Consider the following 24,479-nt stretch of genomic DNA (forward strand, 5'->3'; position numbering starts at 1 on the left):
TTCCTTTTATGCGCGCAAACCGCTCAGTATCGCTCGGATCGACAAGCCAGGGCCGTCGTCGGCATATCGCGGCAATATGCACTAATAGCTACTTTTCGCACCCCTGACTGCGCGCCTACCGTGACAGGACCCCCCAACTTCTGGAGGAGGATCCGTGTCAAGGTCTCTCCGTGTCACGCTCTCCGTCGTCCTCGCCCTCTCCTTCCTGCTGGTCACCTCCCCGGCCCAGGCCGCCGTGCTGGTCCGGGTGCTGCGGTACGACGCCTCCCGGTCGGCGGAGTTCGTCAACGTGATCGACCAGGCCGCCCAGGTCTGGAACGCGAACGTGGTGAACGTCCGGCTCATGCAGGGCACGCCCGCCAGCTTCGTCGTCCTGGCCGACAACAACTGGCCCAGGACGCTGCCCACCAGCCTCGGCCGCGGCACGATCTGGATGGGCCGCCAGGCGGTCAACCAGGGCTACTACCCGCTGCGGATCGCCACCCACGAGATCGGTCACATCCTCGGACTGCCGGACCGGCGCACCGGGCTCTGCGGCGACCTGATGTCCGGCTCCAGCGCGCCCGTGAGCTGCACGAACGCCACCCCCAGCGTGGCCGAGCGGGCCGAGGTGGACCGCAACTTCGCCGGCAGCGCGCCCGCGGTCGAGTTCGGCCGCGTCCACGAGGACCGCTGACCTCCGACGCACCCGTCAGGCTGTCTCACTCCGCGCCGCCCCGCCGGTTCGTCCGGCGGGGTTGGCCGGAGGGCCGTGATCGTATTGTCTGGGAGCAATCGCCCCCCGACGTGAGGATCAGCGCATGCCCCGTTCGAGAGCCGTCCTGTCAGCCCTCGCCGCCGCGGCCTCGGTCCTGACGGCGGGCGGATCGGCCGAGGCGGCGGCGGACGTGCCGTTACCCTCGGCGGTCTTCCGCGCCACGCACAACAGCTACTCGGGCAACATCGCCGGCGCCAGGAACTCGATCGCCTACCAGCTCGACCACGGCGTCCGCTTCGTCGAGCTCGACGTGCACGACAACGGGTACGCCACCGCCCGCGACTACTCCGTCGGCCACGACGCCCCCGGCGACGAGGTGGACCACGCGGGCAACCCGGCCTCCAACCTCCTCGGCGACTGGCTCGCGGTGATCGCCGGCTGGTCGGCGGCCCATCCCGCGGCCGCGCCGATCGTCGTCGCCCTCGACCTCAAGGACGATCTGACCGACAACCCGTCCTACGCCGCGGGCAACCCGGCCGCGCTGAACGACGAGCTCGTCGCCGCCTTCGGGCCGCGGCTGCTGCGGGCCGAGGACTACCCGGCCGGCCCGCCTGCCGTGGACGCGCTGCGCGGCCGCGTGCTCCCGGTGATCTCCGGCGACGGCACGACCCGCACGCTGTACAAGCGCGACCTCGGCTCGAACCCGGCCGTCGCGGCCAACGCCCGCGGCCAGGTCGTGGAGGTGCACGACTCGGGCGCCGGAGCGCTGTGGTACTGGACCGGCGCGTACGGCGCCGACGGCCGGGTGACCTGGCTGCGCCACGGCAGGTACGACAGCGGCGTCACCCCCGCCGTCGCCCTCAACGACAACGGAGACCTGGTCGAGGTCCACCAGTCGCAGAACGCCACCACCCTCTGGTACCGCGTGGGACGCCTGGACGCCGCCGGCGAGATCACCTGGTCCGCCGGCCGCCAGTACGACAACGGCGTCCTGCCGACCGTCCGCTTCACCGACGCGGGCGGGACCCGGCTCCGGGAGATCCACCGCAGCCAGAGCAACAGCCAGAACTGGGAGTGGTCCGGCACGCTCGACGCCGGCGCGGCGAGCGTCGCGTGGAGCGGCAACGCCAGGACCTCCGACGCCCGCCACGACAAGACCACCTCCTACGGCGGCGCGCCGCGCGTGCACGTGTGGACCGGCGCCGACGGCCCGACCCCGTCGCGGACCCTCCGGGTGGACACCGACGCGTTCACCGGCGACCGCATCCGCCACCGCCAGGTCGCCTTCGCCGAGTTCCAGCAGGGCGACAGCGCGGAGCTGCGGCAGGACGCGCTGTTCTACGCCGCGCCCGCCGGGCAGTCGTCGTTCATCACCGACGCGCGGCGGGCGGGCCGGCTCGTCCGCGGCTGGGACTTCGACTCGGCGGGCCAGGCGACCGATCCGCCGGCGAACTACCCGGCCACCAACCATCCCTACGACGCCTGGTACCGGGACCTGCTCACGCGGACGGGCGCGGTGGAGTGACCGGCGGACGGCGGCGGGTCAGCACGCGGGTGGTGCCGCCGTCGTCCTCGGTGATGTCGCGCACGTGCTCGAAGCCGAGTTTGCGCAGCACGGCCAGCGAGGCGAGGTTGTCCGGCGCGACGGTGGCGTGCACCTCGGTCAGGCCGAGGGCGTCGAAGCCGTGGCCGACGATCGCCTCGGCCAGCTCCCGGCCCAGGCCCGCCCCCCACACCGCGGGGACCAGCGCGTAGATGAGCTCGTGGCCCGACACGGTGTCGGTCGGCTTGATCTCGGCGTGCCCGACCAGCTCGCCGTCCCGGCGTACGGCCCAGACGGCGAACAGGTCCTGGGCGTAGACCTTGGTGAAGATGCGGCCGAACAGCGCGCGGTCCTCGGCCTCGGTGGCGGTGCCGTCCCCCATCCACCGCGTGACCCGTGGATCCTGGAACATGGCGACGAACGCGTCCTCGTCGGCGGGGACGTACGGCTCCAGCAGCAGCCGCTCGGTGCGCAGAGTAGGGGTCATGAACGGCGAACCTACTCGAACGCCGCGCGCCCCGACGACTCGTTTTCCGCCGGGGCGCCGCAGGTCACGCCTCCAGTTCGGCCGCCCGGCGCAGGTCCTTGGGCCGGCCCAGGGCGCGGCGCATCCGGATCAGGTCCTCCCGGGAGACGTAGTGGACCTCCAGGCCGCCGGGGCCGGTCGCGGTCAGCGCGCGGTCCAGGCACTCGCCGACCCGAAGCCCGCCCCAGGGGAGCGCCGGGGTGCAGCAGTCGCCGCCGGCCCCCGGCGAGGTGAATCGCGTCTTCGGGCGCAGCAGGGAGTCCGGGTGCAGGGGCAGCGGGCCGCCCGTCTCGTCGGCGAGCCGGGCGCCGACGGAGGCGAAGGCGGCGGCCAGCGCCGGGGCGTGGGCGGGGCGGCCGTCCCAGAGCAGGTCAAGGTCGCCGGTCAGCTCGGCGGAGCCGTGCATGATGCCGGCGACCTGCCCGATCACCACGGCCCGGACGCGATGCCGGTGCAGGGCTTCCAGCAGGGGGAACGGGTCGAAGCCGAGGGCGCCGTCGGTGCCGATCGTGCCGGCGTCGTCGTCGGCGTCCTCGTGGCCCACGCCGGTGGCCCCCCGCTCCAGGGCCAGTTCGCGGGTACGTCGTGCGGCGGCGCGGAGGCGGTCCAGCGGTTCGTCGATCATCCGGACATGCAACACCGGCCGCCGCCGTGGCGCACGCGATTTTCCCCGTGCTAACTTGGCCGTATGACCAACTTGGCCGATCGGCCAAATTCGGCGCGTGGCGACCGCCGTCGTGAGCAACTGGTGGAGACCGGGGTCGCGCTGCTGGGCGAGCACGGGTGGCCCGGCGTCACCACGCGGGCCGTCGCCGAGCGGGCCGGCACCAACCCCGGCCTGATCCACTACCACTTCGGCGGGCTGCCCGGCCTGCGTGAGGCGATCTTCCGCCGCGCCACCGACCTCGTCGTCGGCCCGCTGGTCACCGAGCTGCTGGCCGCCGACGACGAGCGCGCCGCGCTGACCCTGCTGCGCGGCCTGCCGGCCCAGGCGGCGGCCGACGGGCCGACGACCCGGCTGGCCGCCGAGCTGATCGTGGGCGCCACCCGCGATCCGGCCCTGGGCGCCGTGCTGCGCGACGAGCTCCGCCGGGCCCGCGGCCGCATCGCCGCCCGCCTCGGCCGCCTGCGCCCCGGCTGGCCGGCCGACCGCCTCGACGGCGTCGCCACGCTCGTCACCGCCGCGATCGACGGGCTGATGCTGCACCACATGATCGACCCCGCCCTCCCCGTCGGCGCGGCGCTGTCGGCGGTGGAGGACCTGCTGGAGGCGGGCGAGCCGGCCGCGTCGCCGCCCGGCTGACGGAGACGGTCCTCGACCGGGCGTCCGGAGCCCACCCACCACGGAAGGAGACCGTCCTCGACCGGGCCGTCCGGGGCCCGCCACCCACCACGGAAGGAGACCGACCATGGAGATCGTCAGCAGACCGGACCCGCCGACCGGGCTGCGCCGCCGGCTGTGGCGGCTGCCCATCCTGCTGTACCGTCTCGGCCTCGGGCCGGTGCTCGGCGGCCGCGTCATGCTGCTCACCCACACCGGCCGCGTCTCGGGCCTGCCCCGCCGGGCCGTCATCGAGGTCGTCCAGCGCGACGGGCAGGGCTACGTGGCCGCCTCCGGCTTCGGCCCCAAAGCCGACTGGTACCGCAACGTCATGGCCACCCCGCAGGTGAGCCTGCAGGTCGGCGGCCGCCGCTGCCGTGCCACGGCGGTGCCGCTGGAGCCCGGCGAGGGCGCGGACATCATGGCCCGGTACGCCCCCCGCCACCCGGCCGCCGCCCGCCGGCTCTGCCGGATCATGGGCTTCGCCGTCGACGGCGGCGTGGACGACTACCGCGAGGTGGGCAGCCGCATCCCGTTCGTCCGGTTCGTTCCGGAGTGATCGGCGAAGCCGTCCAGGGCCTTCAGGATCTCGTCGCGGAAGGCGCCGCTCCCGGTGTGCCCGGAGTCCTCCACGACCACCAGGCGGGCATCGGGCCACGCCCAGGGGTTCACGGCTGCCCGTCCTGGTCCGCGGGGGCGCGGCGGATGAACAGCTCCAGCCGGGAGCGGCCGTCCGGGTGGTCGAGCGTCACCCGGTCGCACACGCGCTGCATCATCCACAGCCCCATGCCGCGCTGCGGCGGCCAGGCCGGGACGCGGTCGAGGTGGGCGTGCGTCAGGGTGCCGCGCTCGTCGATCACGTGCACCGTCACGCCGTCCTCGTCGCTGCGGGCGCTCACCGTGCCGGGCGCCTGGGCGTGTTCCAGAACGTTGCCGGCCGCCTCGCTGACCGCCAGCACCAGCCGTTCCACCCGCTGCCTGTCGAGCCCCGCCTCCAGGGCGAAAGCGCTGACCAGGCCCCGCAGGTGAGCCAGGTTCGTACCGATCGGCACGTGCAGCCCGAAGGACTCCCCCATGGTCACCGCCTGATTTGTCCCGTTGGTCGGTACCGGCCCCCCGCCGCGAACGAGCGGAGTGTGCGGCCACTCATCCGTCAGTGAGCAAATCCTAGGCACCCTGATACGACATTCGGCCGGAAATCCCGTGAAACCCCTCCGGAAGGCGTGCCGCGCCTGCCCAGGATGGGGACGACCTCGGGCTAGAGGCCGGTTCCGGGCGCGGGCGGCTCGCCGGAGGGGAACAGGATCGCGCTGAGCAGGTAGGGGGCGCGGCCGGGGGCCGGGGCGTTGCCCAGCCGGTCGCCCAGCACCGCCAGCAGGTCGGTCAGCATCGCGGCGAGCTCGCCGGGGCTGAGCCACACGGTGCCCTGCCGGTAGGAGACCGAGTCGGCGACCGGATCGGCGCCCTCGCGGCGCAGGTAGGCGTCGAACTCGGCGATCAGGACGGCCATGGCGGCGGCGAACCCCCTGCGGTGGTCGTCGAGCGACATCGACGCGGCGGCCCCCGCGTCGATCGCGGGACGGTCCTGGCGTAGCCGGTAGCGGCGCTCGGTGGCCCCGCGTACGCGCTGCTCGCCCTCGACCTCCAGGAACCCGCCCTCGGTCAGATGCGCGACCTGGCGATAGACGGTGATCTTGGGAACCTCGGGCATACGGGCGCAGAGCTGCGCGATCGTCATCGTGTCCGCGGCCGCCACGGCGTGCACGATGCGCAGCCGTACGGGGTGCAGCAGCTGCTCGACAGGGTCCATGGCCTAACGATTTCATATGAGATACCGTTATCCAAAATGAAAACGTTCGGTTCGCGGAGCGGAGGAGGCGGCATGCGGGACGTGCCGGGGCGGACGGTGCCGGTGAACGGCCGGCACGTCTATGTCGAGGAGACCGGTGAAGGACCCTTACCGGTGGTGTTCGAGGCCGGCGGGGGCTGCGGGCGCACCTGCTGGGACGCGGTGACGCCGCTGCTGGCGAGCAGGGCGCGGCTGGTGACCTACGACCGGGCCGGGCGCGGGCGCAGCGGCCCCGCCACGGGGCCGTTCGGCATCGACGACCTGGCGGCCGACCTGGTCGCGATGACCGAGGCCGTCGTGCCGGGGGAGTTCGTGCTGGTCGCGCACAGCATGGGCGGGCTGGTCGCGCGCCGTGCCGCCGAGCTGCTGGGGCCCCGGCTGCGGGGGCTGCTGCTGGCCGACGTCCTGCCGGAGACCTCGCCGGTGTACGACACCTGGGACCGGACCGCCGCGCAGGTCGACCGCGTGATGGCGGTGACGCAGGCGCTCAGCCGGTTCCGTCCGTCGGCGCGGCTGTTCAGCGGGAACGTCCGGCGGCTGTTCCCCGCCGACACCTACCGGACCATGCTCGCCGAGGACTTCACCCCCGCCGGGGTCGCCCGGACGCGCCAGGAGATCCGGGCCGTGGCCGCCGCCATCCCGGAGTTCCGGGCGCGACCCCCTCGGCCGCCAAGCTGCCCGACGATCGTGTTGTCGGTGACCCGTGCCGCCCGAGGGCGGGAGCGGCAGCACGCCGCCAACCGCGAGCACCAGCGCCGCTACGCCGACAGCCTGCCCGACGGGCGCCACGAGGACGTCCTCTCGGGCCATCTGGTCCAGGCCGAGCAGCCGCACCTCGTCGCCGACCGCACAGCCGAGCTCATCGGGGGAAGCAGTCGCCGGACGGGGTGAGCCGGGCGGACATGTTGCGTTCCATCATGTTCAGCGCGGCCTGCCCGAGATCGTGGTGGATGGCCGCCACGCAGTCGGGCGGCACGGTCAGCTCGTAGTGCCGCACGTACGCGTCCAGCGCGCTGTACAACACGCACTGCTCCGTCACCTGCCCGGCCAGGACGACCCGCTCCACCCCGCTGTGCGACAGCAGGTACTCCAGCGACGTGCCGAAGAACGCGCTGTGCCGCACCTTGGGCAGGAACGCGCACCCCGGCGGCGGCAGGACCGGCTGCACCAGGTCCGGCCGCCGGCCCTTCATCGCCCGCTCCTCGATCTCCCGCCGGTCGGCGGCGAAGTCGCCGTAGTTGTCGTTGACGTACACCAGCTCGACGTCGTCCCGCTCGCGGGCCCGCGCCACCAGGTCCGCGAGCGGCTCGACGATCGGCTCCACCTGCCGGACGAGCAGCTCGGCGTCCTGGTGCTCGTACGGGTTCAGCATGTCGATGACGACCAGCGCAGATCTTGCCATAACCCCTGTCCTGTCCAGCTACCTGCTGTTTTATCCAGGACAAATCAGGGCATGGCGTGGTCGGTCAGTTGTCGTCGATGAACCGCTGGGCGAGGGTCCGGCCCAGCGTCACGGCCTGGGCGTGGTTCTCGATGGCGGCCACCTTCGTCCCGGAGCCGGTGAACGCGATGTACGTGACGCCGGAGTCGGTGCCGCCGTTGCTCGGGTCGGGGTTGATGCCGAGGTCGGCGGCGGTGCGGTAGGAGGCCTCGCCGATGATCCCCGACGGGCCCGTGTCGCCCGTGACCGCGTACTCGACCTGGCCGTTGTAGATGACCGCCACCACCGTCCCGCAGCCGATGCCCTTGGTCCGGTAGTCCCAGATCGAGCTCGGGCTCGGCACCACCACGTACGGGAGCTGCGCGGCGTTGAGCGGCGTGTCCGAGGTGGTGTGGCAGAACGTCTCGGCCTGGAAGCAGCAGTCGGTGCTCTCGTTGCACTGCGCGGTCCGGACGCCGTCGCAGTCGATGTCCAGGTCGCCCTTCCAGAACACGCCGCCGGTCTTGCCGCACACCGCGACGGTCCCGGCGGAGACGTCGGAGTCGGTCTTGTACTTGCCGTTGGAGATCTGGGCGCACGTGGTGAGCTCGGCGAGGAGCTGGTCGGCGGTGGGCCCGCCGGCGCCGCCGGTCGTGGTGCCGGTGACCGCGGCGCTGTGCCCGGACTCGTTGCCCGCGGCGTCCACCGCCGTGATCGTGTACGTGTGGGCGGACCCGGCGGCCAGCCCCGCCACCGTGGCGCTCGCGGTGGGCGAGGTCGCCACCACGGTCGTGCCCTCGTAGACGCGGTAGCCGGTGACGCCCACGTTGTCGGTGGAGTCCGTCCAGGCCAGGGAGATGCCGGTGGCCGAGACGCCGGTCACCCGCGGGCTCGCCGGCACGGTGGGCGCCTGACCGTCGGCGCCGCCGGCGCCGCTGACCGACAACCTGTCCACGTTCGGGCCGCCCTCGGCGCCGGTCCCGGTCGCGCGGACGGTGTTGACGCCGGCGTTCAGCGTCACCGTGGCGCGGGCGTCGGCCCAGGTGTCCCAGCCGCCGGTGCCGGGGAAGGCCAGGCCGGTCACCGCCGTGACGCCGTTGACGGCGACGTCCATCGGGCGGCCGGCGGCGGTGCCGTTGGCGTAGCGGAAGGTCAGCGTGTGGCTGCCGGCCTCGGCCACGTTGACCGACCATTCGACCGAGCCGCCGGGGGCGTTGACGTAGTCGACGAACCCGGCGCCGGTGTAGCCGGTGTGGTTGGTGGCCACGCTCGCCCCCGTCAGCGTCGCGGCCTCGGCCTGGTACTCGGTGGCCGGGGCGTCGGCGGTCGTGGCCTCCAGGAAGTCGAGGTTGGGGTTGCCGCCCGCGGACGCCGCGGTGACCCGGATCTTGTTGTCGCCCCGGTTCAGGGCGGCGGTGAGGGTGGAGGTCGCCCAGGTGTCCCAGTTCGCGGTCGCGCCGAACGAACGCCCGGCGGACACGACCGTGCCGTTGACGGAGACGTCGGCGACGCGGGCCGAGCCGGTGCCGTTGGCGTACCTGATGGCCAGGGTGGCGGTGCCGGCCGCCGGGGCGTCCACGGTCCACTCCGTGTACGGGCCGGCCGCGTTGACGCTGTTGACGAAGCCGGTGCCGGAGAACCCGGCGTGGTTCGCCTCGACGGCGCCCTGGACGTTGGCGGCGTTCTCGGCCTCGTAGCGCACGGTCGCCGCGCGCGCGGGCAGCGCCACGAGCGCGGAGACGGCCAGGCACGCGGCGGCGACCGGGACGAGGGTGCGTAAGCGGGTTGCGAGCACGGTCACTCCCTCTGGGCTATTGGATGGCGGAGCGGCGGATCGTGTCGGCGCTGCCGTCGCCGTTGTTGTCGGAGTTGGTCGAGCCGAACCAGATGGCGGCGGCGCCCGGCACCTTCTCGACCAGGCGCAGCCTGCCGTACGTGCCGTTGAAGTAGGAGTTGACCGTCGAGACGTTCTCGCCGTTCAGGACGATGCGCCACAGCCGCTGCCCGCGCAGCGCCGCCATGAAGACCGTGTTGCCGACGATCGCGATGCCGCTCGGCGAGGCCTCGGCGACGCCCCAGGTGTACTTGGGGTTGGTCATGCCGGAGGTGGTGCAGGTGCCCTCGCAGGTGGGCCAGCCGTAGTTCTTGCCGGGCTGGATCAGGTTGAGCTCGTCGCGCGCGGAGTTGCCCAGCTCCGACGACCACAGCCGGCCGGCGGAGTCCCAGGCCAGGCCCTGCGGGTTGCGGTGGCCGTAGCTGTAGACGCGGGTGCCGAACGGGTTGCCGGGCGCGGCGGCGCCGGTCCTGGTCAGGCGCAGGATCTTGCCGTTGAGCGAGTTCAGGTTGGGCGCGTTGGCCGACTGCTGGGCGTCGCCGGTGGTGGCGTACAGGTAGCCGTCGGGGCCGAAGCGGATGCGGCCGCCGTTGTGGTACCGGTTCTTGTCGATGCCCTGGAGGATCGTGGTGTAGCCGCTGAGTGTGCTGCCGTTGAAGTTCATCTTCGCGATGCGGTTGCCCTCGGCGGCGGTGTGCATGAAGAACACCTCCTGGTCGGTCGTGCCGTTCCAGGTGGGGGAGAGGTCCAGGCCCATCAGGCCGCCCTCGCCGTCGGTGGTCTGCACGTTCGGCACGGTCCCGACCTGCGTCTTCGTGCCCGACGGTGTCACCTTGAACACCTTGAACGTGTCCCGCTCGGTGACCAGCGCGAACGAGCCGTCCGGCGTCCAGGAGGCGTCCCAGGGCACGTCCCAGCCGCCCGCGACGGAGGTCGGCGTCTGGGGCACGGTCCCGCACCCGCCCGTGGTGAACGCGGCCGACGCCGCGCTCGGCGCGGAGAGCTGGCCGGCGGTGTCGCGGGCGACGACGTCGAGCTGGTAGGTGCGCGCGCACTCCAGCGGCACGCTCGTGCTGGTGGCGGGCGGCGCGCCGGTGACGGTGGCCAGCACGGCGCCGGAGGCGTGGTCGCGGACCAGGTAGGCCCGCACGCCGCCGTCGTCGGTGGAGGCGGCCCAGGTGACGGTCGCCGACGTGGGCTGGACGCCGCTGACCGCGGGCGTGCCGGGCGGCGAGGGCGGGTCGTCCGGCGGCGCGGGCAGCGTGTGGCAGGCGGCCTCGGGGCTGCTCAGCGAGACGTTGCCGGAGGCGTCCCTGGCGAACACCGACAGCTGGTAGCCGAAGTCGGGGGTCAGCCCGGTCAGCGTGGCCGGCGGCGCGGGGGCGGTGGCGATGAGCTGGCCCTGCTGGTAGATGTCGTAGGCCACGACGCCGATGTCGTCCGTGGCGGGCGGCCAGTCCAGCTTCAGGCTGTTGTGGGTGATCTCGCCGCACACCGGCTGGCCGGGCGCGGTCGGCTTCTGGGTGTCGGCCGGTCCGCTGACGCGCAGCCGGTCGAGGTTGGGGCCGCCGTCCGCGGTGGTCGCGGTGGCCCGTACGGTGTTGGCGCCCGCGTTCAGGGCGGCGTTGAGCGTGACCTCGTTCCAGGTGGTCCACGCGCCGGTGCCGGGGAAGGAACGGGTGCTCGCGGCGCCGTTCACCGAGATGCTCAGCGGGCGGTCGACCGTGGTCCCGTTGGCGTAGCGGAAGGTCAGGCTCTGCGGGCCGGTGGCCGCCGCGCTGACCTGGAACTCGACGTACGAGCCGGTCGCGTTGTCGTAGTTGACGAAGCCGGAGCCGGTGTAGCCGGCGTGGTTGGACTCCACGACGCCCCGCGCGATCGTGGCGGTCTCGGCCTGGTAGTCGGTGAAGCCGCTGACCTGGACGTCGGCGTCGAGGTAGTCCCAGTTGGGGTTGCCCCCGGCGGTGGCGGCGGTGGCCCTGATCGTGTTGGGGCCCGCCTTGACCTGGGCGGTCAGCGTGACCGTGGCCCAGGTGTCCCAGTTCGCGGTGGGGGCGAAGGCGCGGGAGGCGGCCACGACCGAGCCGTTGACGGCGAGGTCGGCGGGCCGGTCGCCGGTGGTGCCGTTGGCGTAGCGCAGGGCCAGCGTGGCGGTTCCGGCGCCGGGCGCGTTGACGGTCCACTCCGTGTAGGAGCCGGCGACGTTGTCGCCGTTCACGAAGCCGCTGCCGGAGTAGCCGGTGTGGTTGGACTCGACGGCTCCCTGCGAGAGCGTCGCGTTCTCGGCCTCGTACCTGGTGGGGGCGGCGTCGGCGGGGCCGGCGGGCACGGCCAGCGCGCCCGCGACCAGCGCGAGGACGCATAACCGGGGCTTCCACGAGTTCATCGGGTGGCTCCTGGGGGGTGAGCGGCTTTTCATCGTGTTCCCACAGGGAGTCACACCCGTCAACAAGTTGTCGATCTTGGAACGCTCCAACTTTAGGAAACTTTACTAACTCGGCTCGGAGGAGACATCGGAGGTGCGGATGGCCGTGGACAGACATCCGTACGAGATGTATGCCTGAAGCAGATGGGAGGTCGGACCTGTGATCGTCACCCTTCGGCGGGAGGTCGGCGCCATGCGGCCCGGAAGCCGACGTCAACGCTCACCCCCGGCGGCTGGACAGCCGCGCGGTGCTGCCGGGACGATACGTGATCATGGACCAGAACGACCCCGGGAAGCCGCGCCTGCGGCCGGCCGAGCCCGATGACCACGGCCGCATCGTCGCCGTGCTGGACGACTGGTGGGGACGGCCGATCAGCGCCGGGCTGCCGCGCCTGTTCCTCGACCACTTCCACCGCACCAGCCTGGTGGCCGAGGACGACGACGGCCTGGCCGGGTTCCTCGTCGGGATCCTGTCGCCCTCGACGCCCGGCCTCGCCTACGTGCACTTCGTCGGCGTCACGCCGCGCCTGCGCGGCGGCGGCCTGGCCCGCCGCCTCTACCGGCGCTTCTTCGCGCTCGCCACGGCCGACGGGCGCGACCGGGTCAGGGCGATCACCTCCCCGGTCAACGGCGCGTCCATCGCCTTCCACGCCGCGATGGGCTTCACGGTCACCGGGCCCGTCCCGGACTACGACGGCCCCGGCGTCGACCGCGTCGTCTTCGAGCTGCGGCTCCCGCCCCGATGACGGCCGCGCCCGCTCATCGGGGGTCCGTACGGGCGTTGAGCCGGTTCAGGGTCGTCGCGAGGGCCGATCCGTAGACCACGTGCCCGAGGGCCATCACCGCGGGACGGCCGGGCCGGTCGCGGGAGACCGGCGGCAGGATGTCCAGGCTCGGGATCCAGCCCTCGTAACTGGCGATCCAGATCGTCAGCGCGTACCCGACGCCCAGCGCGGACGAGGTGCGGCGCCCGCGGGTGAGCAGGCCGTACAGGGCTCCGGCGGTGACGCCGAACCCCAGGTGGGCCAGCGCCCCCACGACGCCCTCGCCCGTCTTGGGGCGGTGCCGGTGGCCGGGCAGCAACGCCCGCGCGATGCGTTTCGGCGGCTGGTCCTCCATCAGGCCCGCCCGGCTGCCGGCGAGCATCACCACGCTCATCGCCGCGGTCGCCACGGCGCCGCCCGCGGCGCCTTTCATGAGGTTGCGCATGCGAAGCCGGTGCCCGGGACGGAACGCCGGAAACCGGCCATGACCCAGAACACGGCCGGCGGCTGACATGCCGGCCGGCCGGCGGGGCAGGAGGAACGGTCTTCCCGACCAGAGAGGACCGGATGGGCGACACGGCGGCGGAATGCGAGCGGGTGGCCAGGCAGGCGCTCGGCCTGACCGACCTGCGGCCCGGCCAGCTCCGGGCGATGACGGCCCTGGCCGAGGGCAGGGACACGCTGGTGGTGATGCCCACCGGGAGCGGCAAGTCGGCGATCTACCAGGTGCCGGCCCTGCTGCTGCGCGGCCCGACCCTGGTGGTCTCGCCGCTCATCGCCCTGCAGCGCGACCAGGTCGAGGCCCTGCGCGACCGCGACGAGGAGGCCGTCAGCCTGGACGCGGGAACGCGGGCCGCCGAGCGGGCCGAGACGTTCCAGGCGCTGCGGGCGGGTGAGACGGAGTTCCTGTTCTGCGCGCCCGAGCAGCTCGCCCGTCCCGACGTCCTGCGCGAGCTGGCCGCCGCGGCCCCCTCGCTCATGGTGGTGGACGAGGCCCACTGCGTCTCGGCCTGGGGGCACGACTTCCGCCCCGACTACCTGCGGCTCGGCGCGGTGGCCGACGCGCTCGGCCGTCCGGTCGTCGCGGCGCTGACGGCGACCGCCGCCCCGCCGGTACGGGCGGAGATCGCCGAGCGGCTGGGCATGCGGACGCCGGTGGAGATCGTCCAGGGGTTCGACCGGCCCAACATCTCGCTGGAGGTGCGCCGGGCGCTCGACGACCCCGCCGGCGACATCGTCACGACCGTCGCGGCGGCGAAGAAGCCCGGCATCGTCTACACGAGCTCGCGCAGGCAGACCGGACGGCTGAGCGGGCTGCTGGCCGAGGCCGGCGTACGGGCCGCCGCCTACCACGCCGGGCTGCGCCGGGCCGAACGGGACACGGTGCACGACCGGTTCATGGCCGGTGACCTGGACGTCGTGGTCGCGACCAACGCCTTCGGCATGGGCATCGACAAACCGGACGTGCGTTTCGTCCTGCACGCCGAGATCCCCGGTTCGCCGGACGCGTACTACCAGGAGATCGGCCGGGCGGGCCGGGACGGTGAGCCGGCCGACGCCCTGCTGTTCTACCGGCCCGAGGACCTGGGGCTGCAGCGGTTCTTCACCGGCGGGACGCCCGACGAGGAACGGCTGGCGCGGGTCGCCGAGGCGGTCGCCGAGTCCGGCCCCGGCAGCGACCGCAAGGGCCTGGCCGAACGCGCCGGACTGTCGGCGCGACGCCTCACGGCGCTGCTGGACCTGCTGGAGAGAGCCGGCGCGGTACGCCTCGGCACCCGCAAGGTCGATCCCGTGCCCGGCCTCGACCCCAGGGCGGCGGCGAGCCGTGCCAGGGAGCTGGCCGAGCGCCGCCGGGACGTCGACCGCAGCCGCCTGGAGATGATGCGCCGCTACGCCGAGACCACCGACTGCCGCCGGCGTTTCCTGCTCGGCTACTTCGGTGAGGAGCTCGCCGACAACTGCGGCAACTGCGACGCCTGCCGCGCCGGGACCGCCGGGCAGGCGTCCCCGGAGAGCGGCCCCTTCCCGCTGCACGCCCGGGTGGAACACCGCGCGTGGGGGCCCGGCCAGGTCATCCAGCGCGGCGAGGACCGCCTGACGGTCCTGTTCGAGGACGCCGGATACCGCGAGCTCCAGCTCGGCGTGGTCCTCGAAGAGGGCCTGCTCACCGAGCCCCGGACCGGCGAGACCCGCGGACCGGCCTAGCCCCGCGCCGGGCCCGGGAAGCGCAGGATCCAGCGGCGCTGCCACGGGGTCTCGACCGCCCGGGGATGGTGGTGCTCGCGCGTCCAGGCGACGGCGTCGGCCGGGTCGAGACCGGCCAGGACGGCCAGGCAGGCGACGACGGTGCCGGTGCGGCCCACGCCGCCCCCGCACGCCACCTCGACCGCCTCGCCCGCCCGCGCCCGCCGGTGCAGGTCGCCGATCCGCTCCACGGCCGCGTCACGGTCGCGGGGCAGCAGGAAGTCGGGCCACTCGATCCACTCGTGCGGCCAGCGCAGCCCGTCCTCGTGGCGGCGGGTGAGCCGCGCCGACCCCAGGTAGAGGCCGAAGCCGGGCGCCGGGCCGTCCGGCAGCGGGTGGCGCAGGCCCCGGCCGCGGATCCAGGAGCCGTCCGGGAGCCGGAAGGCGCCCGCGAGCGGCGGCTCGCCCGTCGGGCCGTCCGTCGGAGTCGTCACGGGTCCTCCTCGTGGTCTCGGGGGCCTGCTCAGCCCGCGGTCCCGCAGAATACCTTGACGGCCATGCCCATGATCTCCGCCGTGGACGGGTTCCTGGTCGAGGGGTTGAGCGACAGGGTCAGCGACTTGCCCGAGTCCGAGCGGAACGCGAACGTCAGGTAGCCGATCAGCTCCCCGCTGTGCCCCCACACCGTGCCGCACGGCAGCGCGTACGCCTGAAGCCCGAGGCCGTAGCGGAACCCGGCGCCCGTCTCGACGGTCGTGCGCATGGCCTTCAGGGACGCGGCGCTGGTGAGCCTGCCGCCCAGCAGGGCGGACATGAACCGCTCCAGGTCCGCGGCGGTCGAGATCATCTCTCCCGCGGCCCAGTCCAGCGAGGGGTTCATCCGGGTGGCGTCCACGAGGCCGGGCATCGGCTCGTACCCCTTGGCGTGGGGGGACGGCAGGCCCGCCCGGTCGCCGGGGACCAGCGTGTGGCGCAGGCCCAGCGGGCGCAGGATCCGGCGGGCGACCTCCTCGCCGTACGTGTGGCCGGTCAGCTTCTCCACCAGCAGGCCGAGCACCACGTAGTTGGTGTTGGAGTAGTGCCACTTGCCGTCGTCGGGGAGCTTCTTGGCGAAGGCCACCTTGAGCAGCTCGCCCGGCCGGTAGGAGCGGAAACGGGCCTCGCCGCGCCAGCGGTTGGTGGAGTAGCCGGGCTCGCTCATGTAGTCGTACAGGTGGCTGGTGTGGTCGAGGAGGCCGCGGACCGTGATCCGGTCGCCGCCGGGGACCAGGCCGGGCAGGTGGTCGCCGATCGGGTCGTCCAGCTTCAGCTTCCCCTCGTCCACGAGCTGGAGCACCACGGTGGCGACGAAGGTCTTGGTCACGCTGCCGATCCGGAAGTAGCTGCCCGGCGAGGGGCGTCCGCCGCGCTCGACGTCGCGGACGCCCGCCGCGCCCGTCCAGGTGCCGCGCTCGTCGGTGACCCGGGCCAGGGCCGCCGTCGCGCCCTGTCCCGCCACGATCCCGGCCAGCTCCTTGCCCACTCCGGCGCCCGGCGCGCCCGCCGCCATCGTCGCCGCCACCAGCACGTTCATCATCGTCTGCATCATGCGGTCAACGTTAGGAAGATCGGCCGTACGGCGGAATGCGGTGCTCCGCCCAGTCCTGCTGCGGAAAACCACAGCACGTCGTGAGGGGGGTTGTCCCTACCGCGGGTTGGCGTGCTGGCGTACTGATGCGGGCGAATTCTTCGCAGATAGCGTGTTTTCATCGTAATCACGCACTGAAATGGATAAATCCGTTGTTTAGTCGTAAATCGCTGGGTCGTGTCCTGGGCCGTTCCGCCGTCGTCGCCGTGGCGGGCGCCGCCTGTCTCGCCGTCACCGCCGGCGGCGCCGGGGCGATCGTCAACGGCGGGAAGGCCACGGAGGCGTACCCGTTCATGGCCTCGATCCCGATCAAGGCCCCGGCCATGGGGCTCACGGACGGCGTGTGCGGAGCGGCGCTGATCGCGCCGCAGTGGGTGGTGACCGCGGCCCACTGCCTGGACATGGAGATCGGGTCGATCCCGAAGGGAACCGTCCGCGTCGGCAGCGACCAGCGCAAGTCCGGCGGGGAGGTGCGCGAGATCGCCCAGGCCGTGCTCCACCCCCGCTACTCCCAGAACACGCCCAACAGGAACGACATCGCCCTGGTCCGCCTCGACCGTCCGGTCACCCAGAAGCCCGTGCCGATCGCCGCGCGGCCGGGACGGCCCGGCACCCCGACCCGGATCATCGGCTTCGGCGTCACCGAGTCCAAGCCCGACCCGGCCGACTGGAAGATGTCCCCGCGGCTCAACCAGCTCGACACGCGCCGCGGCGCTCCGTCCGAGTGCGGGCCCGGATACGCGAGCGGCACCCGCCTGTGCACGGTCAGCCGGGTGCCCAAGGCGATGGCGTGCAACGGCGACTCCGGCTCCCCGCAGTTGCAGCGGGGCAGGAACGGCCGATGGGAGCTCATCGGGGTCACCTCGGGGCCCGGCGCCAAGAGCCCGTCCTGCGCGGAAGGCCCCGGTCTGTACACCAGCGTGCCGGCATACGCGGAGTGGCTCGACCGGACGATCCGCGCCTACAGCTGACCGGCGGGGCTGCACCGGCGGTTGAGGGCGCGCCACCCAGAGGCCCAGCGCCGCCCGCCGCAGCCGGCGCGAAGCTTCCGGGAGCGGTTCAACGACAGCCTTGAAGTCATGAGAACCGAAACCGAGCCCGCGCACGGGACGCCGGTCCCGCCGCCGCCCCCGCCCGCCCGCACGGCCGAGGCACGCGGATGAGCCGCGCGCAGGAGGCCCCCGCCACCTGGCGGGAGCTGCTGGGACGGGAGCATCTCGGGGCCGCCGTCGTGCCGGCCGGGGGAGTGCTCGCCGGCGCGATCAACATCTACCTGGCCGCCGGGCTGCTGCCGACCGCGGTGGCCGAGCTCGGCGGGGCGAGCTTCTACGCCTGGAACATGACGGTCTACCTGGTCGCCATGGTGATCGCCACCATGCTCACCGCCCGGTCGCTGTCGGCGTGGGGGACCGTCGGCTCCTACCTCGCCGGGTTCGCCACGTTCACCGCGGGCTCGCTGGCCTGCGCGGTGAGCCCGGCGATGGCGGTGCTGCTGGTGTCGCGCGGGGTGCAGGGGCTCGGCGCCGGGCTGCTGTCGGGGCTCGGGTTCGCCGTCGTCCGGTCGGCCCTGCCGGCCCGGCTCTGGACGCGCGGCACCGCGCTCATGTCGGCGATGTACGGCGTCGGCAACTTCGCCGGACCGGCGCTCGGCGGGCTGTTCGCGCAGTTCGGGGCGTGGCGGCCGGCGTTCGCGGCGATGGCGGTGCTCGGGGCCGGCTGCGGCCTGGTCGTCCCGCGGGCCCTGCGCGGCCGGGGCGACGCGTCGCGCGACGGCGGTGCCGGCCGGGTGCGGGTGCCGGTGGGCTCGTCGCTGCTGGTGACGGCGGTCGCGGGGGCGGTGAGCGTGGCGGCGGTGGTCGCCGGCACGCTCGCCAAGACCGCCGTCCTCGCAGTGGCGCTGCTGGCGGCCGTGGGGTTCGTCGTCCACGAGCGGCGCAGCGAGCACAGGGTCCTCCCGGCGGAGACCTACCGGCCGGGTTCGCCGCTGAAGTGGGTCTACCTGACGATCGGAATGCTGACCTTCGGCGTCGCGGTCGAGTCGTTCCTGCCGCTGTTCGCGCAGCGGCTGGCCGGGCTGCCGCCGCTGGTGGCCGGGTTCTTCGCCGCGGCCGTCTCGTTCGGCTGGTCGGCGACCCAGATCGGCAGCTCGTCCGTGGGCGGGCGGCGCGCGGTGCGGCGGCTGCGGGTGGCCGGCCCGCTGCTGCTCGCGGCCGGTCTGCTCGTCCAGGGGCTGATGCAGCGTACGGACCCGCCGGGATGGCTGGTGCTGGTCTGGGTGCCGGTGCTGTTCGCGGCCGGCGCGGGGATCGGCCTGGCCTACCCGCACCTGTCCGTGGCCGTGCTGACCGGCACGCCGGACCCGGCCGAAGGCGGCCGGGCGGCCGCGGCGATCGCCACCGTGACCAGCCTGTCCGTCGCGTTCGGCACGGCGGTCGCCGGCATCCTGGTCAACCTCGGCGGCGCCTCCATGCTCGACTCGGCCCGGTACGTGCTGTTCGGCTTCGCGGCCCTCTGCGCGACCGGCGCCCTCACCGCCCACCGGGCCGCGCGGCGGGAGCGGGACGATGGACTCTCCCCCCGTGGGAGGCCGCAGGCTGCCTGACGGGGCCGGACCGGCCGGCGGCCCCGCGCCCGATGATCGAACCGGCCAGAGGAGAGCGACGCATGACCATCGTGGAAGGCATCGAGGCTCGCGGCATGGAGCACTGCGAGACGACGGCGCTGGGGGTGCTGCTCCGCCACCAGGGGCTCGACCTGTCCGAGCCCATGCTGTTCGGGCTCGGCTCGGGCCTGTCCTTCGTCTACTGGGACGCCAAGGGCATGGACGTCCCGTTCCTGGGCGGCCGGGTCAAGCCGTTCGAGCTCACCAGGAACCTGGCCGCCAGGCTCGGGCTGACCCTGGACGTGGCCGAGACCGGCTCGGCCCGCAGGGCCTGGGAGAACGTGGCCGCCCGCATCGACGACGGCCTGCCGGTCGGCCTCCAGCTCGACAGCCACCACCTGGACTACTTCGGCTCGAAGGTGCACTTCGGCGGCCACGTCGTCGCGATGTACGGCTACGACGAGCGGCAGGCGTACCTGGTGGACACCGCGCAACAGGGCGGCGCGGTGCGGACGAGCCGGGACAGCCTGGCGGCGGCGCGGTCCGAACGCGGCCCGATGACCGCCAGGAACCGGTCCTTCACCCTCACCCTGCCGGGCGGCCCGCCCGCCTGGCGGGAGCGGGCCGTCCCGGCGATCAGGGCGTGCGCGGAGGCGTTCCTCGCCGCGCCCATCGCCAACCTGGGCCACCGCGGCATCGACAAGGCCGCCCGCCTGGTGCCCAAGTGGCTGGACCGCGTGGCCGAGCCCGCGCGTGACCTGTCGACGGCCGCCCTCCTCATGGAGAGGGGCGGCACCGGCGGCGGCCTGTTCCGCGCCCTCTACCGGGACTTCCTCGGCGAGTGCGCCGGATTCGTCGACGACGACCGCCTGCGCGCCGGCCACCGCCTGTACGCTGAGGCCGCCGCCCTGTGGACGGACGTGGCCGCCCTGATCGCCAAGGCCGGCGAGGGGCGCGAGGCGGCGTACCTGGAACAGGCCGGGACCGTCTTGCACGACCTCGCGCGCATCGAACGCGAGGCCATGCAGGCCCTGCGCGAGCTGTGAGCGCGGGCCGCTAGAGCGCCGCCCGGTCGAGGGCGGCCAGGCTTTCGGCGCGCAGCGACCGAAGGTCGTCGAGCACGGCGTCGGCCGCGCGCCGGCCGGACACCAGCGCCCCCTGCTGGGAGCCGGTGTCGCGGTGGTCGCCGCACACGTACAGGCCGGCCCGCAGCCGCACGGGCCTGCGCAGCGGGTACGGCGGCCGCATCGCCGGCAGCGCCGCCGGCACCTGGTACGTCGCCACGTGCTCCCAGCCGGAGGTGTCGCCGTAGATCTCGGTCAGGCGGCGGCGGACCGCGCGTTCGTCGTCGGCCAGGCCCAGGACCGACGTGGACACCAGCGCCCGCCCGTCGGCGGAGTACCCGGGGGCCGCGTCGGTGAGCACCAGGGTGTCGGTGACGGCCCCGGTGGCGTCCACGACCTGGATCGGCTCGCGCATGGGGGAGCGGGGCGCGGCGTGGTAGAAGGTGGTCACCGCGCGCATCTCCGGCGTCTCGATCCCGCTCAGCAGGCGGCCCGCGGCAGCCGGGTCGGCGGCCACCACCACGGCCCGGCCCACGACCGTGGCGCCGTCGGCGAGCCGCACGCCGCTGGGGCTCACCTCGATGACACGGGCGCCGAGCGTGACGGTGCCCGGCGGCAGCCGGTCGGCGAGCCGGCGCGGGATCTCGCCCATGCCCAGGGCGGGCACCGCGATGGTGCCGCGCGCGAACGACCGCCAGAACAGGTGGAAGATCCGGCTGGAGGTCTCCAGGTCGCGTTCCAGGAGCACCCCGGCCAGGAAGGGACGCATCAGGCAGTCGATCATCTTCTCCGACATGCCCCAGGCGCGCAGCTCGTCGTCGGTGCGCCGGTCGGGCCCGCCGCGCAGCCGGGACGCGGGCAGCACCAGGTCACGGGCTGTGAGGGCGGCGAGCACGGCGTCGTCGCGCGGCGTGCCGAGGCCGGTCAGCAGCCCGCTCAGCGCGTGCCGGGGATGCCGCCACGGCAGCATCACCCTGGCCCTGGCCCGCGTCCCCTGGACGATCACGCCCGAGGCGAACGGGCGCAGGTCGAGCGCGTCCAGGTCGAGCAGCCGGCGGGCCTCGGGGTAGGCGGTGTTGAACACCTGGTAGCCGCGGTCCAGCCGGAACCCGTCCACGACGTCGGTGCGCACCCGGCCGCCCACCCCGTCGGACGCCTCCAGCACCCGTACCGGCACACCGGCCTCGTGCAGCCGCACCGCGCAGGCCAGCCCCGCCATCCCGGCCCCCACGACGATGACGGTCCCAGCCGCTCTCCGCTCGTTGTCCATGCCAGGGGCCCTACCCGCGACCTCGCAGCTCAGACGCGGCGAGTCGTGATCGGCCTGGGCGTGGCCCAGGCCGACGACTGCTGAGGGACGCCCTCGCCGCCTCGCCGTGCCCTACGCCCAGCCGTAGACCGACCTGACGGCCGCGGCGACCTCGTTGACCAGCGCCGTGTCGTTGCCGTTGGCCAGCACGGCGTAGCCCGCGCCGAGCTCCGGATAGCCCTTGAACACCGATCTGAAGCCGTAGTTGGAGCCGTCGTGGGTGTAGGAGAAGTTCTGGGTGCCGGAGCCGGCGACGAACAGGCCGCGTCCCATCCCGGGCTGCGGGCCTTCGGTGAGCAGCGAGCGCACCGACGCGCGGGTGAGCGGCCCGGCGATGTCGCCGGTGGCGGTCCAGGCCCGGTTGAGGTACGACACCAGGCGGCACAGGTCCAGCACGTTCGTGTAGAGGCCGGCGGCGGCGGACTCGGGATACCGGTTGTGGCCGCCCGGGATGACCGTCCCGGTGGAGGTGTGGCCGGAGGCGAGCTCGAAGGCGGGGGAGAGCGCGTACGAGCTGCCCGCCATGCCCAGCGGGGCGAACACCTCCTGGCCCATGTAGTCGGCCAGCGACCTGCCGGTCAGCTCCTCCACCATGCGCTGCAGCAGCACGTACCCGGCGCCGGAGTAGTGGTACTCGGCGCCCGGCTCCGTGGACAGCTCGATCCTGGGGGAGTTGCCCTCGCCGTTCATGACCTGGAGCAGTGACGGGACCGTGGCGGCGGCGCCGTACCCGGCGAAGCCGCCGCCGCCGGCGTCGAAGCCGGAGCAGGCTCCGGCGGGCGAGGTGGAGCCGCGCCCGACGACCCCGGCCCGGTGCGTCAGCAGCTGCTCGACGGTCGGCACCGCCGTCGGTGACACGCACGAGCGGGCCGGCAGCGTCCAGCCGAGATGCGGGCGGACGTCGGCGGTGAGCGCGATCTTGCGCGTCTGGAGCAGCCGCAGCACGCCCACCGCGGCCACGGCCTTGCTGATGGAGGCGGCCTGGAACGCGCTCTCCGGGTGCGCGGCGGGGGCGCCGCCGGCGGCGAGCCGCCCGTAGCCGGTGGACCAGGCGATCTTGTTGCCGACGACCACCGCGACCGCCACGCCCGGCGTCTTGTACGCGCTCATCCGCTGCCAGATGGTCGAGCCGCCGACCGCGTTCTCGAACTGGCGCACCCGGTCGGCGGGCAGCGCGGGCGCCTTGCCCCGGGAGCACAGCGCCCAGCCGCCGCCCGGCCGGAAGGCCACGTTGTGCAGCTGCCAGCCGCCGCCGGCCAGGCTCTTCATCTTCGCGAAGCAGGCGTCGTCGATGCCGCGGGCGTGGAACTCGTCCTGCGCGACCAGGGCCCAGCCGCCCGCCTTGGGGAAGGCGACGCGGGTCAGCCGGCGGCCGCCCTGGGTCAGGTTGCGCATCATCTGGTAGCACTCGTCGTCCACGCCGTTGGCCTGGAAGGCGCCGGACGCGACGACCGTCCAGCGGTCGCCCCCGGCGGGTGGGAAGGCCACGTCCACGACCTGCTGCCCGGCGGTGTAGTACGCCTTGATCCGGCTGAGGCACGCCGCGGGCAGGCCGCGGGACGACACGCCCTTGTCGGTGGTGATCACCCAGCGGTCGCCGCCCTCCGGCGGGAAGGCGATGGCGTTGACCTTCCGGCCGGCCTTGACCAGCGCCCCCAACTCCGTGAAGCAGGCGTCGGGGATGCCGCGGGCGAAGTACCGCCCGTCCTGCGTGACCATGACCCAGCCGCCGGACGGCGTGAAGGCGAGCGCCGTGACGCCGTAGGGAGCCAGCTCGGCCAGCTTGGCATGCGCCTCGGCGGTCAGCCCGGCGTCCGCGGACGGGTAGGCCGCCGCGAAGGCGGGCCCGGCGGGCACTGTGGCGGGCACTGTGGCGGCCGCCAGTCCGGCGACACCGGTCAGGGTGAGAAAACGTCTCCTGTCCACAGGGCTCCTCGGTCAAGGCGGGGCGAAACACGGTGATCTTGGCAGAGATGTCCGGCCAGGGCCAACCGCGACCGGCTCCGGCGGGGGGCGGGGGTGTATCCGAATCGGGTCAATTCCATGCGATGAGGGTCGATCTGATGGATCATGATCAGCGCATCGGAACAGGCGGAGGAGATCGATGACGCCCTCTCCCCGCATTCGGCCGTAGGAGCGGGAAGGACGAGGGGTTGATGATGAGAAAGCTGCTCGCGACGCTGGCCGCCCTGCTCCTGGTGTGCTGTGGTGCGGGCTGTTCCACCTGCTCCGTCGCGCAGGGGCCGCCGGTCACCATGCCGAAGAGGGACGCGGCCGCCGATGTGGTGGTGCGCGCGTATCTGGCGGCCATCGCCGCCCGTGACGACGAAGCGGTCCGTCTTCTGTCGGCGCCGGCTCATTACCGGCGTGTCCACAGCTGGCCCGACGACCCGCTGGACACATGGGCCGACGTGCAGGTTTCCGACGTCGGCGAGCCGACACCTGACGAGTACGGCCCCGGCGGATACCGGCAGGTACGAAGCGTCGCCGTCGTCCTCGAGGTGCGCCGGTGCGCCCGTGCCAAGGACCATCAGGGCGAATTGACTTCGAGCGCGCTCGAATTCCTAGCGTCGCGTCCATGACGACGACACTGATCACAGGGGCCAACAAGGGGCTCGGGTTCGAGACCGCGCGGCGGCTCGTCGGCGCGGGGCACACCGTCTACGTCGCGAGCCGGGACGCCGGACGTGGACGGCTGGCCGCCGAGCGGCTGGGCGCGCGGGCGGTGGCGCTGGACGTCACCGACGACGCGTCCGTGGCGGCGGCGGCGCGGGCCGTCGAGGCGGACGGAGGGCTGGACGTGCTGGTCAACAACGCCGGCATCCAGGTGGAGATGGGGGACGACGGCCAGGTGGTGGCCGGGGCGGCGGAGGTGACCGCCGAGATGATGCGGCGCACGTTCGAGACGAACGTGTTCGGCATGGTGCGCGTGCTCCACGCCTTCCTGCCGCTGCTGCGGCGATCCGGCGCGCCGGTCGTCGTCAACGTGAGCAGCGGCCTGGCCTCGCTGTCCCGGATGACCGACCCCGGCAGGCCCGGCTATCCCTACCCGGGCGTCGCCTACCCGGCCTCGAAGGCGGCCGTCAACATGGTCACCGTCCAGTACGCGAAGGCGTTCCCGCAGATGCGGATCAACGCGGTCGAACCCGGCTTCACCCGTACCGACCTGAACGGCAACAGCGGCCGGCAGACCGTCGAGCAGGGCGCCGAGATCATCGTGCGCATGGCCCAGGTGGGACCGGACGGCCCCACCGGCGGCTACTTCGACGCCGAGGGGCCGCTCGCCTGGTGACCGTCCCGCGCGCCTCCCCGGG

The 24,479-nt window shown here is 73.6% G+C and carries 24 protein-coding genes; 12 read left to right on the plus strand and 12 right to left on the minus strand.

Annotated elements, in window-relative coordinates:
- Positions 1-154: 154 nt before the first annotated feature.
- Together ACIBQ6_RS02865 and ACIBQ6_RS02870 are read left to right on the plus strand one after the other, a co-directional pair.
- Positions 155-676 (plus strand): snapalysin family zinc-dependent metalloprotease, encoded by a 522-nt coding sequence (locus ACIBQ6_RS02865; RefSeq protein WP_358293566.1) that lies wholly within the window; start codon positions 155-157, stop codon positions 674-676.
- Between the two features lie 124 nt (positions 677-800).
- Positions 801-2,222 carry a hypothetical protein gene (locus tag ACIBQ6_RS02870; RefSeq protein ID WP_397209868.1) on the plus strand — a complete coding sequence of 474 codons (1,422 nt, stop codon included), beginning with the start codon at positions 801-803 and terminating at the stop codon, positions 2,220-2,222.
- Here the strand turns inward: ACIBQ6_RS02870 and ACIBQ6_RS02875 are convergent.
- Both ACIBQ6_RS02875 and ACIBQ6_RS02880 read right to left on the minus strand, forming a co-directional pair.
- Positions 2,197-2,727, minus strand: a complete 531-nt coding sequence (locus ACIBQ6_RS02875) for a GNAT family N-acetyltransferase (RefSeq protein ID WP_397209869.1) — start codon at positions 2,725-2,727, stop codon at positions 2,197-2,199. The genes ACIBQ6_RS02870 and ACIBQ6_RS02875 overlap by 26 nt on opposite strands.
- A 64-nt stretch (positions 2,728-2,791) precedes the next feature.
- Entirely contained in the window at positions 2,792-3,391 is a 600-nt protein-coding gene (locus tag ACIBQ6_RS02880; RefSeq protein ID WP_397209870.1) for a hypothetical protein, read from the minus strand.
- 63 nt (positions 3,392-3,454) lie between these two features.
- Between ACIBQ6_RS02880 and ACIBQ6_RS02885 the strand changes: the two genes are divergently transcribed.
- Both ACIBQ6_RS02885 and ACIBQ6_RS02890 read left to right on the plus strand, forming a co-directional pair.
- Positions 3,455-4,069 carry a TetR/AcrR family transcriptional regulator gene (locus ACIBQ6_RS02885; protein WP_397209871.1) on the plus strand — a complete coding sequence of 205 codons (615 nt, stop codon included), beginning with the start codon at positions 3,455-3,457 and terminating at the stop codon, positions 4,067-4,069.
- Positions 4,070-4,175: 106 nt separating this feature from the next.
- Positions 4,176-4,646, plus strand: a complete 471-nt coding sequence (locus ACIBQ6_RS02890; RefSeq protein WP_397160161.1) for a nitroreductase family deazaflavin-dependent oxidoreductase — start codon at positions 4,176-4,178, stop codon at positions 4,644-4,646.
- Between the two features lie 109 nt (positions 4,647-4,755).
- Here ACIBQ6_RS02890 and ACIBQ6_RS02895 read toward each other — a convergent pair whose 3' ends face one another.
- Together ACIBQ6_RS02895 and ACIBQ6_RS02900 are read right to left on the minus strand one after the other, a co-directional pair.
- A complete protein-coding gene (locus ACIBQ6_RS02895; protein WP_358293555.1) occupies positions 4,756-5,163 on the minus strand; it encodes an ATP-binding protein in 408 nt (135 codons plus the stop codon).
- 182 nt (positions 5,164-5,345) lie between these two features.
- Positions 5,346-5,897, minus strand: a complete 552-nt coding sequence (locus ACIBQ6_RS02900) for a helix-turn-helix domain-containing protein (RefSeq protein WP_397209872.1) — start codon at positions 5,895-5,897, stop codon at positions 5,346-5,348.
- 72 nt (positions 5,898-5,969) lie between these two features.
- On the opposite strand from ACIBQ6_RS02900, the gene ACIBQ6_RS02905 reads away from it, so the two are divergent.
- Complete coding sequence (locus ACIBQ6_RS02905; protein WP_397209873.1) at positions 5,970-6,827, plus strand: alpha/beta fold hydrolase; 858 nt, start codon at positions 5,970-5,972, stop codon at positions 6,825-6,827.
- Here the strand turns inward: ACIBQ6_RS02905 and ACIBQ6_RS02910 are convergent.
- From ACIBQ6_RS02910 to ACIBQ6_RS02920, 3 genes are all read right to left on the minus strand, one after another.
- The gene (locus ACIBQ6_RS02910; protein WP_397209874.1) at positions 6,796-7,338 is read right to left on the minus strand and encodes a cysteine hydrolase family protein; all 543 of its coding nucleotides are present in this window, start codon (positions 7,336-7,338) and stop codon (positions 6,796-6,798) included. The genes ACIBQ6_RS02905 and ACIBQ6_RS02910 overlap by 32 nt on opposite strands.
- A 64-nt stretch (positions 7,339-7,402) precedes the next feature.
- A complete protein-coding gene (locus ACIBQ6_RS02915) occupies positions 7,403-9,151 on the minus strand; it encodes a glycoside hydrolase family 75 protein (protein WP_397209875.1) in 1,749 nt (582 codons plus the stop codon).
- 16 nt (positions 9,152-9,167) lie between these two features.
- Positions 9,168-11,576 (minus strand): PQQ-dependent sugar dehydrogenase, encoded by a 2,409-nt coding sequence (locus ACIBQ6_RS02920; RefSeq protein ID WP_397209876.1) that lies wholly within the window; start codon positions 11,574-11,576, stop codon positions 9,168-9,170.
- A 311-nt stretch (positions 11,577-11,887) separates the two neighbouring features.
- On the opposite strand from ACIBQ6_RS02920, the gene ACIBQ6_RS02925 reads away from it, so the two are divergent.
- Positions 11,888-12,361 carry a GNAT family N-acetyltransferase gene (locus ACIBQ6_RS02925; protein WP_397209877.1) on the plus strand — a complete coding sequence of 158 codons (474 nt, stop codon included), beginning with the start codon at positions 11,888-11,890 and terminating at the stop codon, positions 12,359-12,361.
- Positions 12,362-12,374: 13 nt separating this feature from the next.
- Here ACIBQ6_RS02925 and ACIBQ6_RS02930 read toward each other — a convergent pair whose 3' ends face one another.
- Positions 12,375-12,824, minus strand: coding sequence for a DUF6789 family protein (locus tag ACIBQ6_RS02930; RefSeq protein WP_397209878.1), 450 nt, complete (start codon positions 12,822-12,824; stop codon positions 12,375-12,377).
- Positions 12,825-12,946: 122 nt separating this feature from the next.
- Here ACIBQ6_RS02930 and ACIBQ6_RS02935 point away from each other — a divergent pair, with 122 nt between their 5' ends.
- The gene (locus ACIBQ6_RS02935) at positions 12,947-14,584 is read left to right on the plus strand and encodes a RecQ family ATP-dependent DNA helicase (protein WP_397209879.1); all 1,638 of its coding nucleotides are present in this window, start codon (positions 12,947-12,949) and stop codon (positions 14,582-14,584) included.
- Here the strand turns inward: ACIBQ6_RS02935 and ACIBQ6_RS02940 are convergent.
- Both ACIBQ6_RS02940 and ACIBQ6_RS02945 read right to left on the minus strand, forming a co-directional pair.
- Positions 14,581-15,057: a protein-tyrosine phosphatase family protein gene (locus ACIBQ6_RS02940; protein ID WP_397209880.1), complete on the minus strand. Its 477-nt coding sequence runs from the start codon at positions 15,055-15,057 to the stop codon at positions 14,581-14,583. The genes ACIBQ6_RS02935 and ACIBQ6_RS02940 overlap by 4 nt on opposite strands.
- A 29-nt stretch (positions 15,058-15,086) precedes the next feature.
- The gene (locus ACIBQ6_RS02945) at positions 15,087-16,151 is read right to left on the minus strand and encodes a serine hydrolase domain-containing protein (RefSeq protein ID WP_397209881.1); all 1,065 of its coding nucleotides are present in this window, start codon (positions 16,149-16,151) and stop codon (positions 15,087-15,089) included.
- A gap of 191 nt (positions 16,152-16,342) precedes the next feature.
- Here ACIBQ6_RS02945 and ACIBQ6_RS02950 point away from each other — a divergent pair, with 191 nt between their 5' ends.
- From ACIBQ6_RS02950 to ACIBQ6_RS02960, 3 genes are all read left to right on the plus strand, one after another.
- Positions 16,343-17,161, plus strand: a complete 819-nt coding sequence (locus tag ACIBQ6_RS02950) for a S1 family peptidase (RefSeq protein ID WP_397209882.1) — start codon at positions 16,343-16,345, stop codon at positions 17,159-17,161.
- Positions 17,162-17,349: 188 nt separating this feature from the next.
- Positions 17,350-18,792: an MFS transporter gene (locus ACIBQ6_RS02955; protein WP_397209883.1), complete on the plus strand. Its 1,443-nt coding sequence runs from the start codon at positions 17,350-17,352 to the stop codon at positions 18,790-18,792.
- Positions 18,793-18,854: 62 nt separating this feature from the next.
- Entirely contained in the window at positions 18,855-19,838 is a 984-nt protein-coding gene (locus ACIBQ6_RS02960) for a BtrH N-terminal domain-containing protein (protein ID WP_397209884.1), read from the plus strand.
- A gap of 10 nt (positions 19,839-19,848) precedes the next feature.
- Here ACIBQ6_RS02960 and ACIBQ6_RS02965 read toward each other — a convergent pair whose 3' ends face one another.
- Together ACIBQ6_RS02965 and ACIBQ6_RS02970 are read right to left on the minus strand one after the other, a co-directional pair.
- Positions 19,849-21,126: an NAD(P)/FAD-dependent oxidoreductase gene (locus tag ACIBQ6_RS02965; RefSeq protein ID WP_397209885.1), complete on the minus strand. Its 1,278-nt coding sequence runs from the start codon at positions 21,124-21,126 to the stop codon at positions 19,849-19,851.
- 111 nt (positions 21,127-21,237) lie between these two features.
- Positions 21,238-23,091, minus strand: coding sequence for a serine hydrolase (locus ACIBQ6_RS02970; RefSeq protein ID WP_397209887.1), 1,854 nt, complete (start codon positions 23,089-23,091; stop codon positions 21,238-21,240).
- 230 nt (positions 23,092-23,321) lie between these two features.
- On the opposite strand from ACIBQ6_RS02970, the gene ACIBQ6_RS02975 reads away from it, so the two are divergent.
- Both ACIBQ6_RS02975 and ACIBQ6_RS02980 read left to right on the plus strand, forming a co-directional pair.
- Positions 23,322-23,747 (plus strand): hypothetical protein, encoded by a 426-nt coding sequence (locus ACIBQ6_RS02975; RefSeq protein ID WP_397209888.1) that lies wholly within the window; start codon positions 23,322-23,324, stop codon positions 23,745-23,747.
- Complete coding sequence (locus ACIBQ6_RS02980; RefSeq protein WP_397209889.1) at positions 23,744-24,457, plus strand: SDR family NAD(P)-dependent oxidoreductase; 714 nt, start codon at positions 23,744-23,746, stop codon at positions 24,455-24,457. Before ACIBQ6_RS02975 ends, ACIBQ6_RS02980 begins: the two co-directional genes overlap by 4 nt.
- The last annotated feature ends 22 nt before the right edge of the window (positions 24,458-24,479 follow it).

The organism is Nonomuraea sp. NPDC049655 (assembly GCF_044465465.1).
Classification (GTDB): Bacteria; Actinomycetota; Actinomycetes; order Streptosporangiales; family Streptosporangiaceae; genus Nonomuraea.